Source organism: Falsihalocynthiibacter sp. S25ZX9, from assembly GCF_041205405.1.
GTDB classification, from domain to species: domain Bacteria; phylum Pseudomonadota; class Alphaproteobacteria; order Rhodobacterales; family Rhodobacteraceae; genus Falsihalocynthiibacter; species Falsihalocynthiibacter arcticus.
Genome location: NZ_JBGFCD010000002.1, coordinates 409,409 through 421,460 on the forward strand (window position 1 = coordinate 409,409; position 12,052 = coordinate 421,460).

Below are 12,052 nucleotides of genomic sequence, written 5' to 3' on the forward strand. Positions count from 1 at the left end.
ATGGCTCAGGTAACACTGTCCCAGATCTCTAAGGTCTACTCCAACGGCTTTACCGCCGTACACCCCGCAAGTTTCGATATTCCCGATGGCGAATTTGTTGTTCTTGTTGGCCCGTCTGGATGTGGGAAATCAACAATGCTGCGCATGATCGCGGGTCTAGAAGATATCTCTAGCGGAGGTTTGAACATCGGCACACGGCAGGTGAATGACCTCGATCCAGCCGACCGCGATATTGCGATGGTTTTCCAAAACTACGCGCTTTATCCGCATATGAGCGTGCGCAATAACATCGGTTACGGATTGAAAAACCGCAAGATTGCCAAGGCGGAGATTGACCGCAAAGTACGCGAGGCCTCAGCGATGCTGAACCTTGATCATTACCTCGACCGCAAGCCAAGCCAGCTTTCGGGCGGTCAACGTCAACGTGTTGCCATGGGCCGTGCGATTGTGCGTGATCCTGCCCTATTTTTATTCGACGAACCCCTCTCGAATCTAGATGCCAAGCTGCGCACACAAATGCGTATTGAGATCAAAGCCCTTCAACGTCGCCTTGGTGTGACCGCTGTTTATGTGACCCATGATCAGGTCGAGGCCATGACAATGGCGGACCGCATCATTGTGATGAACGAGGGGCGGATTGAACAAATCGGCACCCCAACCGAGGTTTACAACAGGCCTGAAACCACTTTCGTTGCATCGTTTATGGGCGCTCCACCGATGAATTTGATGGCAGGCGCTGCAACCGATGGGCAATTGCGTATCGGTGACGAATCGATCGCAGCGAATGATCTGCCCACCTCCGGAAAGGTAACCATCGGCATTCGCCCAGAAGATATCGTTCCGGATGAAAATGGGGATATCACAATCGACGTTACCCTTGTCGAGGAACTTGGTGCGCATCGCCTTTTGCACGGCACTCTTGCGGGCCAAGACATCAGCATTCACGTCGATAAAGATAACATCATCAACGTCGGGTCGCTGCGGGTGTCCCTAAAACCAAACGCTGTATCCCTGTTTGATGCCATAACAGGGGGACGCCTGACATGACTTATGTCGCAGAACTTCCCCTCGTCACAGCAGACCAAAAATCCAGCATCATGACTGCGCCACGCACCGCAGAATCCCACCGCGCATTACTGCAATCGCTGCCCAGCATGAATACCGTTCAAGTGGGGGGCGACGCCTGCGAAACGGCCTTGCCAAAGCAGATTTCAGCCGTGGCATGGAACGTTGAACGTGGTTTGTTTCCACTCGAAAATGCGGAGCTACTGGCGGATTTAAAACTCGATATCGTGCTGCTTTCAGAGGTCGATCACGGCATGGCGCGGACTGGGCAACAACATACAACTGAGGTCATGGCGAACGCGCTGAATATGCAATATGCATTTGGCGTTGAATTCCAAGAGCTTGATTTGGGCGGACCAACGGAACGGGCTTATTGCAGCGATAATTTCAACGCGTGCGGCTGGCACGGCAATGCGATCTTAAGTTCTGTGCCCTTCATCGCAGTAAAACTTATCCGTCTTGATGATCATGGCCATTGGTTTTCCTCCGATGAATTGAACGCCGATCCAGAACAGCCTCGGGTTGGGGGACGCATGGCAATCGCTGCGATTTTGCCTAGGGATAGTGGAACGGTCTGCGTCGTCTCGACACATTTGGAAAGCAACGCGGACGCGAGGTATCGTGCCGTGCAATTTGAGCGCCTGCTTGATGCCATTGATGATTTTGCACCTGATATGCCTGTGCTTATCGGCGGGGACCTTAATACCGGCAATCACCAGCCACCCGATTTTGACTGGAAAGACGAAACCCTATTCGCAAAGGCTGAGGCGCGTGGCTACACTTGGGACGCAACGCCATCAGGAATGACAACCAGATCAAGCCTGATCACACCACATCCAAACCGGAAAATGAAACTGGATTGGTTTTGCACGCGCGGATTATCTTGCACCGGGACAGCACTTGTCCCCGCGCTATCGAAAACAGGAAAACCGCTCTCAGATCACGAAGCGATATGGTGCTCTGTTTCATAAAACCCGCACTAAACCGGACCTCCTAAAGACAATTACACTCCTTGGATTCATGTGAAGCACAGCTTGATAGGTGAACTGGGTCCGACAGAAGCCTTTATAAGTGCTCGGACAAAAGCACCAAATGCGAACAAGGTTATGTTCGCACAGTATGGCAATGGGCTGTCGCCCCAAGCGTTTGAAATTATAGAGCAGTCCCGCACGGGCGCCATCGGCTTTCCCTACGGTTGTTTGCAGCTTTGGAAATAGGCCATCCTTAACGCGCTGTCCCCATGTCGGTTCGTTTAGCCGAGTTTTCATGACTTTGTCCTGTATTGCATGACCGGCAGCCCGCCGATCCCCCAATCTTCAAGCGCAACCTCGTCAATCACGACAAAAGTCGTCTTTGGGTCTTTGTTCAGCACGTCTTGTAGCAAGCTGCTTACACCTGCAATCAGCTGTGCTTTCTCTTCGTTGGTCGGACCGGTGCCATCCGGACCACCTTCGCGGGTAATTTTGATGTTTACATAGGGCATGGATTACGTCCTTCGCGGAATATAGGTAAAAGCCTTGGTGACAATCCGCCATTCCCCACCGTGACGGACCAACGTCAGGTAATCGAGATAATCGCGCCCCAACATGCTCATCCGAGCCGTGACCTTAGCGAGACTCTGGCTACCAAAAGCAATTTCAAGGATGGCCTCATCACGCGGATCTCCGCGTTTGGCAGGCGGCACACGACCGTCGACCCGCGACATATAAGTATCGAGATCAAGATAGAGTTCATCTCCCTCTGTCGCACATACATAGGCGAGGTTTGGATGAAAAACTTGACGGAGCACGGAACTGTCCGCGTGATAGAGACCCTCAAAATATCTTTCTATAAGCGCGACTACCTGTGCGTGATCTGCCGAATTCATTGAACCAACCCTTCGGATTTCATGGCTTTCAGGACAGAGGGGCGTACCGCGACCCGCGTGATATACTCAGCAAGAGATGGCCAGCCAGAAAGGTTAATACCAGTAAAATTGGCCCAATTTGCCACAGTAAAAAGATACGCATCAGCAACGGAGAACCGGCTGCCTACAATCCATTCGCGTCCATCGGAAAGTTGCGTCTCTAGCCGGTCAAATTTAGCGGCTACTGCAACGCGCGCGGCTTCCTTGGCGGCATCCGACGATTGAGTATTAAAAAGCGGACTGAACGCTTTATGCAATTCGGCCGCGACCCAATTGAGTGTTTCTTGTAGGCGCGCGCGCTCCAGAGTGGTCGTCTGTGGCGCCAGTCCCGCTTCGGGGAAACAACTTGCGATGTACTGCAACACCGCCGCGCCTTCAGTCAGGACCTCGCCATCCTCCAATTGAAGGGCTGGCACATATCCGTTGGGGTTGATCGCGCCGTAGTCATTACCAGTCTCGGCACGCCCAAGATCAGTGTCGACTTTCTCGATTTCGAATGTCGCACCCGTCTCACAGAGCGCGATGTGGCTGGCAAGAGAGCAAGCTCCTGGTTTGTAAAATAGCTTCATTTTTTTCGACCTTCTATTGAAATGATGCTTTTCAATAGCAGCGGACTCGTTCTGCTGATAATATTAAGTTTAAATCAACATGATCTAATTTGGTGATCGATATGAAGCTTGAACAACTTGTAACTTTCGAAGCCATCGTGACGACCGGAACGTTCCGTAAGGCTGCAGAACGCTTGAACAAATCTCAAAGTGCGATAAGTAACGCGATCCGTCTCTTGGAGGACGAGCTTGAGCTGACCTTGTTATCCCGCGAAGCGTATCGCCCCAAGCTCACCGCAGAGGGTGAAATTTTCTTTCGGGAGTCGTCCCGCGTTCTCGCCCAGATGCGAGAACTGGGCGCAACGGCTGCGCGACTGCGCGCACGTGAAGAACCCGAACTGTGCATCGCTATCACCGCCACACTCTCGCTTCAGCACCTATTGCCGGTTCTGGAGGAAATTGATCGTCGCCACCCGGCAACCCATATTCGTCTCTTGACCGAAGTAATGGGCGGCCCGATCGAACGTCTCATGGAACAGCGCGCAGACATTGCAATCGCGACGCTTGAAAGTGTTCCCTTGGACGAAGTAGAAACGCAACGCTTTGCAGAGGTTACCATCCGGCCCGTGGCGTCACGCCGTTTTGCCAAAAGGCTTGGTCCGGGAGCGAAGTCCATGACGGCCATGCAGACGTTTCCACAAATCGTTGTCTCCGGGACTGGAGGGCCAGAGAACAAGCAAAGCCGTGACCTGCTGCCAGGTGGCCGTAAGTGGACGGTCTCGGATTTCGCCGCAAAAAAGCAGGTCATCTTGTCCGGACAAGGCTGGGGGGGATTGCCTGATCACCTAATGCAGGATGAAATCGCAGCAGGCACGCTCGAACCCCTCGTTGTCGAAGGCTTCCCGCCGCGCCACTCCGAGATTTTTGTTTTGCGACGCCGAGATCAGGCACCAGGACCTGTGGCGTCCGCGCTTTGGAGTTTGTTGGTCGCTAAAGGAACTGAGACGTTAGCACCCCGATAATGAAACATCAGGTTGGCAGCCATTGATCGAGGGCTCCTGTTCCGCTTACGATGCTCTTGCATGACGATAGCTTCCTTTCGGGCAAGGCGCAGCATCGTTCATTTTGGGCTCAAACCTGCCGTGCGCTACATTGAGTAACAAGGCCTAGTCTGGGCCGTTCGTGTCGGTGGCAGAATGGGTTGGAAGCAGTCGTTCGCGACACTATGCGGCAAGGTCTGCTGTGCTGAACAAAGCCGACATCATATTATGGCTGACCAAGTGTTTTATGTTTTAGGTTAGGCAACGAGCTTCTTCTGCTTTGCGAAAGGACTTAATCCCAACCAGATCTGCATGGTCTTTGCGACCGCGCGCTCGCCCAAAAACTCTATCTTGTCCCGCTCACTTTCTACTGTGCCCAGACCCATCCATATGGCTGTCATCGTTCGTAAATCGGTCGTGACAAAAAGATTGATCTCAAACCCCGGATCGGACCAGCAAAGATCGACGTCGCCACCGGGTTCGATGACGAGCCACCAGTGACTCTTGGTCGAAGGTAAATCTGAATACAGAAACTGAACCACGGTGCGCCCAGCGGGCAGCGGCGACGGATCGAGATTGCGGCGCATGTCCCACATCAACAGCGAAGGATCAAGATTCTTCAATGAAAGTGAAGATTCTATCCATTTTTGCCCCCATATCCCCATGGCTTCCACAACAGGACGAAGATCCTTTCCAGCTTCTGTAAGATGGTATTCGAATATCCCTTTCTCGGACTTTAGCAGTCGACGTTCGACGACACCCGCTGCCTCTAATTCTTTCAAGCGTGTTGATAGTAGTGCGGGAGACATCTTTGGTACGCCGCGGCGCAAGTCATTGAATCTGGTGGTTCCAGCCACGAGTTCCCGCATCAGAACCATCGTCCAGCGCGTGCACAGCACTTCGGCGGCCATGGCAACGGGGCAAAATTGCTTGTATCCAGCTTGTGACATTTTGAGCCTCCTCTTTCGGGTTAGGCCAATAATACACCTTCGGGATCGTCACGCCTAGTTCAGAAACTGAATCTCGTAGTTCAGACACGTGACTAGTCTAGGCGTTGGGTCTTTTGTTATCGTTTGGAAACAAGCCTCCGGTGCATCGCCAGCGGCGCAAAGTTCCAAATGGAGAGAGATAATGAGTGTTTATTTAATCGCAGACATTAAAATTACAGATGACAGTTGGGTGCCAGAATATGCCGCGAATGTTCATGACCTAGTCGAAAAGCACGGTGGGAAGTACCTGTCCCGCAGTGGCAATATCAAGACGTTGGAAGGGGTGGACAAAGATAGCACACTAATCGCAATCATTGAATTTCCCAGCCGAGACGCCTTGGACGGTTTTGCATCAGATCCAGCATACGCCCCCTACGGTCAGGCCCGCCGAGCGGGTAGCGTCAGCAACTTTCACGTAATCGACGATACAGATATCGCCGGTGCAATACCCTACTTGCAAGCCGGTTAACTGGGTGAAACTCGTTTCAGCGGAGAGCCGTTGGCACGATCCTCACCAATGTCAGTTTGGGTTCAAACCTGCCGTTAGCTGCAAAAGTTGCCGCGAAAGAAAGCTGGGATAGTGGCAAATCAGTTTAAGTCGTCACCTCTTGTTTTAGGGGGCATTCTGGGCACCATAGCGGAGCAGAACTTGCGCTTGCATAGATGACGTCGCTTGGCACGACCCCGGAGGCATAATCTAAAAACCTACCCGAACCGTATTCTCAGAGGGCCGCGAATTTGCAACTGTCGAATTACCAATTGCTGGGCTGATGTCTGATGTCTGATGTCTGATGTCTGATGAACGTTCAGAGGTCGTTGCGCAAAAGGCCGCCAAAATGATTACTGCGATGATCGAATGTGGCTGCAAACTCAACAACGTCTAAATGCAGCATTCGCTTTTGGCACTTGTCGTCATTCTGGAAATCCGCATTTCAGTCCATGGTATTATTGACGTTCCCAAATTCGAAAAAGTTAACTTGTTCGTATAAATCGTGGGGGGAAGAGAAAGGTTTCCTCTTCCAAAAACTATATTTTGTCAGGGAGATACGTTTAGTTATTTCAATAAAACGCGCCCAGGCTGTTGGATTAGATCGCTTGACTTCATGGTCACACCATAAATGGAACGTCGCCCTCAACAGTCAAAACAAACCGATGCAATAGCGTCTGTGTCTCGGCTTGCGCGGTGCAGGAATGCTGAACGTCCCGGGGTATGGCAGCTTCAACGGACCGCATCGCAATGAGTGGCTACTGCGATCAATGTCCGGTAACAGACATCCGACCGACTGTATTGCTGCGCGTTCGACGAAGGTCTGCGCAAGCTGCAACGCAGCGCCGTTCGTGTCGTCGGCAAAAGGGTAGGAACTAGGCCTGCGCTGCAATTGAGAAACTTGGCCTCGATTCTGGCGAAGCGGACATTCTCGGCCAGACGAAACACTCGTCGCCAAGTACCTCCTCTAGGATCTGAAAGGAAACGTTCGCGCTAAAATCTCTGACGTCGGCGTAAAACATCAGTCAGAAGGAAGCTATCATGTCCAGTTCTTATGATGACCCGTGCGCAAGATATCAGCGCACTTTTTGAATCTTCAGCTTGTCTTGCTTTGCTCTATTCTTGGTCGATTCCTCAGAGCGCATGAGAGCTTTGGCAATGGCCTTCAAACTCATCCCTTTTGTTGCCAGCAGATGCAGTTTTTGAATTTCTTCATGCGTCCAAGCTTGGCGGTGGCGTTCATAACGTTCTGCCATTGGTGTCGTCTACCTTATTATTGTGTCGGTTGTATTATAAAGCATGGCCGTGCAGATGGCGCCAGTACAATGGCCATAACGGTTATGGAAGGGCGTCGGTTGTTTAAAAGTGGTGTAAAAGTCGTCCGACATGCCCGCGCCATTAGGAAACTAGCTTTGATGGCACAGATACGAATGGGGGCAATCGCCGAGACCGTTGGCTTTGCTAGGCTTGAGCGGTTGCAAAGCGGGCATTGCCTGTCGCGCGGACGGGCCCATGCGCCGAGTATATGGTCATGGTTGTTCAACTAGGTGAGGTCGCGCGGCAATCGGCAATGGCGAATTGCGCTTATAAAACATAAGGTGAAGATTTGAAACAAGTCCGTTTTCGGGGGCATTGACTGACTCAAAATGGAGAAACCATATGCAACTGAAACGCGGATTGGTACGCGGATATACGTCAGCAACCGTGAATCCTGTCCAGCGCAAACTAAGGCGTTGCAGAAAGGCGGGGTCCATAAATATCCACACAAGACGAGGCGGTCATCTAGTGTCTTTCCATTCTGCGAGTGTGTTCGCAACCATTGGCGCATCGGAACACTGCCTCGCCAGCATTGGTAAGATCAAGCCCCACTGAGTTTCCTTTGGTGGCCCAGACGGTTCGAAACCCAGTTTCGTATAGACAGAAATCGCCCTCTTATTGTCAGGATGAGGATCGGTCGCGATGACGGGTGCACTCTCATCAAAGAGCGCCTGCATTCTTGCACCAATAAACGCTGATCCATGTCCAACACCAATCATTTTGGGGTCACCGATGTATTGGTCAATTCCTCGCGCTCCCTTGGGAAGTTTGGCAAAATGATGATCTTCCCACCCGTGCACAGTATAGTCCTGCATGAAGGCAAAGGGACGTTCATCCGTAGAGACGACCCAACGCGATACACGAGGATCGCTTATTTCTTCTTGATCGTATGGCTCATCCGCGTCCCACCATTCGCGAACATGCGGACGCGCTAGCCACTCCTTTAGCAGGTCGAGATCATCTATCGTCACTTGGCGAAATTTATATTTTCTAGCTGTCCTCATTCCAACAGTGTAGCACATTGCCCGTTGGTCGGCATGGGCTCGTTGCTGCTCGCCATTGCTCGTCAATGCGAATTGCCATGAAGGTCCGGTTTCAGGCTCGGCAATGAGGGGAGTATCCTCATCCGGACCAACGATCCTACCTCATAAGTTAAACAACTTGGCAGTATTTATTCGCCCCCCATTTATTCTCGCGCCTTTTTATCTGCTTTCACAAAGTCACCAGACGCATTAGGCATCCCTATCTTCGCTATCCAGGGAAAAATCATGGCGCAAAAAGCCACCATTTATAAAGTTGAACTTTCCGTTTCCAATATGGATCGTCACTATTATGAGACCCATAAACTGACCGTTGCCAAACATCCTTCAGAGACGGATGAACGATTAATGGTGCGTATTCTCGCTTTTGCGCTGAATGCCCATGAGCAATTGGAACTGACTAAAGGCCTTTCAACGGATGACGAGCCAGACATTTGGCAAAAAAGCTTGAGTGACGAATTGGAGTTATGGGTGGCCTTAGGCCTGCCGAGCGAAAAGGTAGTGCGCCAATCCTGTGGTAAAGCCAACGAGGTGATTGTCTATTGTTACGGCGGCCGCACGGCTGAGATGTGGTGGGAGAAGATCAAAAACAGCACCACGCGGTTTGACAACCTTCAAGTCATCAATTTTTCAGAGAAGGACACCAGTGATCTGGAGAAACTGGCAAGCCGCTCGATGAAACTGCAGGTTAATATTCAGGATGGCGAAGTGATGGTCAGTGTTGAAGATAGCATCGTTTACCTCACCCCGATCAAATGGAAAAATACTGATCATTGATCGTCGACCAGCTCACAATGCGTAAAAGAGCTTGGCATCTAGAATGCTGCGTAGTTGACCGATGTCCGCCGCATTGACGGACTTGAGTTGCTCTGACGCCTAACTTAATCAGATGTGGCTTGCCAACGACCGCTTCGCACAAGCTGCACCGCACCGCGGTTTACGATGACGAAACTCCATTTTGCGCCGTTCTTATCGCGGGTGAAATGGACCCAAACCGAACTTTTTCCACCAGTGAGAATTCTCATCAACAGAGCGCCAAAGCAGACTTTCGTTACCCGATTGCCCCATAGAAGGCCGACGTTGACATTTTGGGCGGACACCTAAAATTCGGTATGATGGCGAAACCTCGAGGCCTCCAAACCAGGTTGGTCAATGGTTTTGCTGAGACACAATGACGACTAGCTCAAATTAGTTTTAAAACAGTCTTTGAACAATTGGCGAGCATTTGACACGTGATGGCTATGTTTTCAGAAAAATTTTGAAAAAACCTATATTTACGGCAAATTGATTGTGACGCGTTGCTGCAATAATTCGACCGCTGCCAGAAGATGAGATTTGTTGGTTTCTTTGTCGCTGTCAAAAATCATTGCCGACAAATAGGGGATCGTGATCGCTGCTATTACATCGGCTCCTTCCCCGCCTGTGACGGGGGCGGATAGCTCCGTAATGCCCGGAAATTCTAGGTTTGGTGCCTCTGTCAATTTGGACGAAGACCGTGCCGCATCCGTGTTTTGGGATGCTGTCAAGGTACAGACTCGCACGGAACTATCGGCCACTTCGCTTCGGTGGTCCACTCGTACGGAAATGGATTAGCCTTTCGTCGCATCAGCCTGAGCAACAACAAAGAGCGCGTCACCGCCCAATACGGACAAATGACAGGAAAGACAGACTTGTTCGGACATTTCCGCCAACACCAGCATTGCAACTTCAGCGATCCGATTGTGCATGGAACGATCGGAACCAAGAACGGAAAGGTCATCCGTGAGGACATAGCGATCATCTGCGGCGCGGGAGATGAATTGCCGCTCTTCGAGGACGATCATCATGTGGAAGATTTCCTTTTTTAAGCAACCGACACCAGCTGCTATTTGCGAAAGCCACAGCTCCCTATTGGACAATGAGAGCAACTCAAGGATATCAAGCAATCTTGAGGCAAAGCGTCGAAGCAATCGGCTTTGGTATCGTATTCTGGATATTGGCCATATTTTGAGCAATAGAAACAGCGGACCAGAAAATCGATTCCCCATGGACAACACTGGCGTTCGTCAGACCTTCGATCCAGATAGGGCTAGGTTATCCGTTATCCTCGCCAATAAAGGCAGACAACTTTGCCACCTCCAAAAGGGTATTACCGATCGCGATTTTGCATGTGGAAGCCAGACTATTCCAAGTGGCACATCTGACGATATGCACCCCTAGGCTCCCGAGTATAAATTTGACTTGAAGTATGGACGATTACGTTCGTTTGCAAAGATACTTCCCAAATTGAATCTCTAGATACCTTGCTAGTGTCCGTCGTCATATAAAGTTGGACGTCAGAACGGTTTGAGCACAGGAGGCTCTGGTTCGTTTGTGTGATTAATTATGCCGCTTGTTTTTGATGTTGCAAGCGGCGTTGGCGGATAGTCTGCTTTTTGATCTTCTCCCGTTCTCTGATAATGGCTTTGTCCCGGCCGAAGTAGACGTCGGCGGGCGTGACGTTGTTCAGGCTCTCGTGGTAGCGCTGGTTGTTGTAATAGTCGACGAACGTTCCGATCTGGCGTTCGAGATCGCCGGGCAGGTAATAGTTTTCCAGCAGAACACGGTTCTTCACGGTCTGGTGCCATCGTTCGATTTTGCCTTGGGTTTGTGGGTGGTATGGCGCCCCACGGACATGCTTCATTTTCTGCCCTTCCAGCCATTCGGCCAGGTCACCAGAGATTTAGCAGGAGCCGTTATCCATTGCTCGGCAGTTGATACGCAGTATCAATGCGAGAGGCTGAGCAGGCGCGGCTTGTGGCGCACGACGTGTAATCGGCGGAGCAATACTCGACCACAGTAGCGGCGGCATTGTGTTGTCGCGGGCGGCTTAAAAGTCGTCCACTTTAGCCCTTTCGTTTGATGGGAGGGCTTGGGGATTTTCACTGTGGAATTGTATTTGAAGGTACGGCGGGCCCACTTTCAGGATGGGTTGAGCGGACGGCAAATTGCTCGGGACTTTGGAATTAGCCGAGACAGCGTTTCGAAGATGCTAACGTATTCTGAGCCGCCTGGATATCGGCGGACGGCTGCAATCAAGCGCCCAAAGCTGGATGCGTTTACGGATCAGATTGAACATTGGCTGTCCGACGACCAAGGGCGGCCCCGTAAACAACGCCACACAGCCAAGCGCATTTTTGAACGGCTCCGCAATGAATGCGGGTTCGACGGTGGCTATACCATCGTCAAAGATTATGTGCGCAGCAAGAAGCGTGGATCACGTGAGATGTTTGTGCCTTTGAGCAATCCGCCGGGACACACACAGGGGGATTTTGGTGAAGCTCTCGTCGTCATTGGTGGCGTGGAGCAAAAGGCCTATTTTTTTTGCTTTGGATCTGCCACATAGCGATGCATATTATGTCCGAGCGTATCCCGCTGCAAACACCGAGGCTTGGTTGGACGGTCACGTTCATGCATTCGCGTTCTTTGGCGCAGTGCCGCAGTCAGTTCTCTATGATAATGACAAATGTTTGGTTGCCAAGATCATGCCGAATGGCACACGCAACCGGACCCAGCGGTTCAGAGGTGGTCGCGGAATTTCGGACCAGTTGTTAAGGTGGATCGCACGATGAGAGAAGTGATCCAGAATGAAAAAACGAAAGAACCATTCGCCAGAGTTCAAAGCCAAGGTCGCGCTTGAAG

17 protein-coding genes and 3 pseudogenes are annotated in these 12,052 nt (G+C 51.3%); 8 read left to right on the forward strand and 12 right to left on the reverse strand.

Annotation, left to right across the window (positions count from 1 at the left end; all coding sequences use genetic code 11):
- A complete protein-coding gene (locus AB9F29_RS04020) occupies positions 1–1,047 on the forward strand; it encodes an ABC transporter ATP-binding protein (protein WP_369754678.1) in 1,047 nt (348 codons plus the stop codon).
- On the forward strand, positions 1,044–2,036 hold the full coding sequence (locus AB9F29_RS04025; RefSeq protein WP_369754679.1) for an endonuclease/exonuclease/phosphatase family protein: 993 nt from the start codon (positions 1,044–1,046) through the stop codon (positions 2,034–2,036). Before AB9F29_RS04020 ends, AB9F29_RS04025 begins: the two co-directional genes overlap by 4 nt.
- A 293-nt stretch (positions 2,037–2,329) precedes the next feature.
- Here the strand turns inward: AB9F29_RS04025 and AB9F29_RS04030 are convergent, their stop codons facing one another.
- From AB9F29_RS04030 to gstA, 3 genes are read right to left on the reverse strand one after another with little or no spacing between them, the layout of a single operon-like run.
- Complete coding sequence (locus AB9F29_RS04030; protein WP_369754680.1) at positions 2,330–2,548, reverse strand: 4-oxalocrotonate tautomerase family protein; 219 nt, start codon at positions 2,546–2,548, stop codon at positions 2,330–2,332.
- Between the two features lie 3 nt (positions 2,549–2,551).
- On the reverse strand, positions 2,552–2,932 hold the full coding sequence (locus AB9F29_RS04035; RefSeq protein WP_335585919.1) for a nuclear transport factor 2 family protein: 381 nt from the start codon (positions 2,930–2,932) through the stop codon (positions 2,552–2,554).
- Positions 2,929–3,540, reverse strand: coding sequence for a glutathione transferase GstA (gene gstA, locus AB9F29_RS04040; protein WP_369754681.1), 612 nt, complete (start codon positions 3,538–3,540; stop codon positions 2,929–2,931). Before gstA ends, AB9F29_RS04035 begins: the two co-directional genes overlap by 4 nt.
- Positions 3,541–3,641: 101 nt before the next feature.
- Between gstA and AB9F29_RS04045 the strand changes: the two genes are divergently transcribed.
- Positions 3,642–4,541: a LysR family transcriptional regulator gene (locus AB9F29_RS04045; RefSeq protein ID WP_369754682.1), complete on the forward strand. Its 900-nt coding sequence runs from the start codon at positions 3,642–3,644 to the stop codon at positions 4,539–4,541.
- Between the two features lie 275 nt (positions 4,542–4,816).
- On the opposite strand, the gene AB9F29_RS04050 is transcribed toward AB9F29_RS04045, so the two are convergent.
- A complete protein-coding gene (locus AB9F29_RS04050) occupies positions 4,817–5,509 on the reverse strand; it encodes a winged helix-turn-helix transcriptional regulator (protein WP_369754683.1) in 693 nt (230 codons plus the stop codon).
- 181 nt (positions 5,510–5,690) lie between these two features.
- Between AB9F29_RS04050 and AB9F29_RS04055 the strand changes: the two genes are divergently transcribed.
- Both AB9F29_RS04055 and AB9F29_RS04060 read left to right on the forward strand, forming a co-directional pair.
- A complete protein-coding gene (locus AB9F29_RS04055; RefSeq protein WP_335585915.1) occupies positions 5,691–6,017 on the forward strand; it encodes a DUF1330 domain-containing protein in 327 nt (108 codons plus the stop codon).
- Between the two features lie 244 nt (positions 6,018–6,261).
- Positions 6,262–6,537 (forward strand): annotated as a pseudogene (locus AB9F29_RS04060) (adenine deaminase C-terminal domain-containing protein); the annotation flags it as partial.
- Between the two features lie 574 nt (positions 6,538–7,111).
- On the opposite strand, the gene AB9F29_RS04065 reads toward AB9F29_RS04060, so the two are convergent.
- Entirely contained in the window at positions 7,112–7,291 is a 180-nt protein-coding gene (locus AB9F29_RS04065) for a hypothetical protein (RefSeq protein WP_335585914.1), read from the reverse strand.
- Positions 7,292–7,360: 69 nt separating this feature from the next.
- Between AB9F29_RS04065 and AB9F29_RS04070 the strand changes: the two genes are divergently transcribed.
- The gene (locus AB9F29_RS04070; RefSeq protein WP_369754684.1) at positions 7,361–7,582 is read left to right on the forward strand and encodes a hypothetical protein; all 222 of its coding nucleotides are present in this window, start codon (positions 7,361–7,363) and stop codon (positions 7,580–7,582) included.
- A gap of 231 nt (positions 7,583–7,813) precedes the next feature.
- Here AB9F29_RS04070 and AB9F29_RS04075 read toward each other — a convergent pair whose 3' ends face one another.
- Entirely contained in the window at positions 7,814–8,323 is a 510-nt protein-coding gene (locus AB9F29_RS04075; RefSeq protein WP_369754685.1) for a GNAT family N-acetyltransferase, read from the reverse strand.
- A 297-nt stretch (positions 8,324–8,620) separates the two neighbouring features.
- Between AB9F29_RS04075 and AB9F29_RS04080 the strand changes: the two genes are divergently transcribed.
- Positions 8,621–9,169: a YaeQ family protein gene (locus AB9F29_RS04080; RefSeq protein WP_369754686.1), complete on the forward strand. Its 549-nt coding sequence runs from the start codon at positions 8,621–8,623 to the stop codon at positions 9,167–9,169.
- A 104-nt stretch (positions 9,170–9,273) separates the two neighbouring features.
- Here AB9F29_RS04080 and AB9F29_RS04085 read toward each other — a convergent pair whose 3' ends face one another.
- The 5 genes and pseudogenes from AB9F29_RS04085 to AB9F29_RS04105 form a co-directional block, all read right to left on the reverse strand.
- Positions 9,274–9,417: a hypothetical protein gene (locus AB9F29_RS04085; RefSeq protein ID WP_369754687.1), complete on the reverse strand. Its 144-nt coding sequence runs from the start codon at positions 9,415–9,417 to the stop codon at positions 9,274–9,276.
- Between the two features lie 249 nt (positions 9,418–9,666).
- Positions 9,667–9,918: a hypothetical protein gene (locus AB9F29_RS04090; RefSeq protein WP_369754688.1), complete on the reverse strand. Its 252-nt coding sequence runs from the start codon at positions 9,916–9,918 to the stop codon at positions 9,667–9,669.
- 63 nt (positions 9,919–9,981) lie between these two features.
- Complete coding sequence (locus AB9F29_RS04095) at positions 9,982–10,218, reverse strand: hypothetical protein (RefSeq protein ID WP_369754689.1); 237 nt, start codon at positions 10,216–10,218, stop codon at positions 9,982–9,984.
- Between the two features lie 38 nt (positions 10,219–10,256).
- Positions 10,257–10,454, reverse strand: a complete 198-nt coding sequence (locus AB9F29_RS04100; protein ID WP_369754695.1) for a DUF4910 domain-containing protein — start codon at positions 10,452–10,454, stop codon at positions 10,257–10,259.
- Between the two features lie 300 nt (positions 10,455–10,754).
- Positions 10,755–11,093 (reverse strand): annotated as a pseudogene (locus AB9F29_RS04105) (integrase core domain-containing protein); the annotation flags it as partial.
- A gap of 249 nt (positions 11,094–11,342) precedes the next feature.
- Here AB9F29_RS04105 and istA point away from each other — a divergent pair.
- Positions 11,343–11,937: pseudogene (gene istA, locus AB9F29_RS04110) on the forward strand (IS21 family transposase); the annotation flags it as partial.
- Here istA and AB9F29_RS04115 read toward each other — a convergent pair.
- On the reverse strand, positions 11,862–12,052 hold a 191-nt coding region (locus tag AB9F29_RS04115), incomplete at its 5' end, for a hypothetical protein (protein WP_369754696.1). The pseudogene istA and the gene AB9F29_RS04115 sit on opposite strands and share 76 nt — an antisense overlap.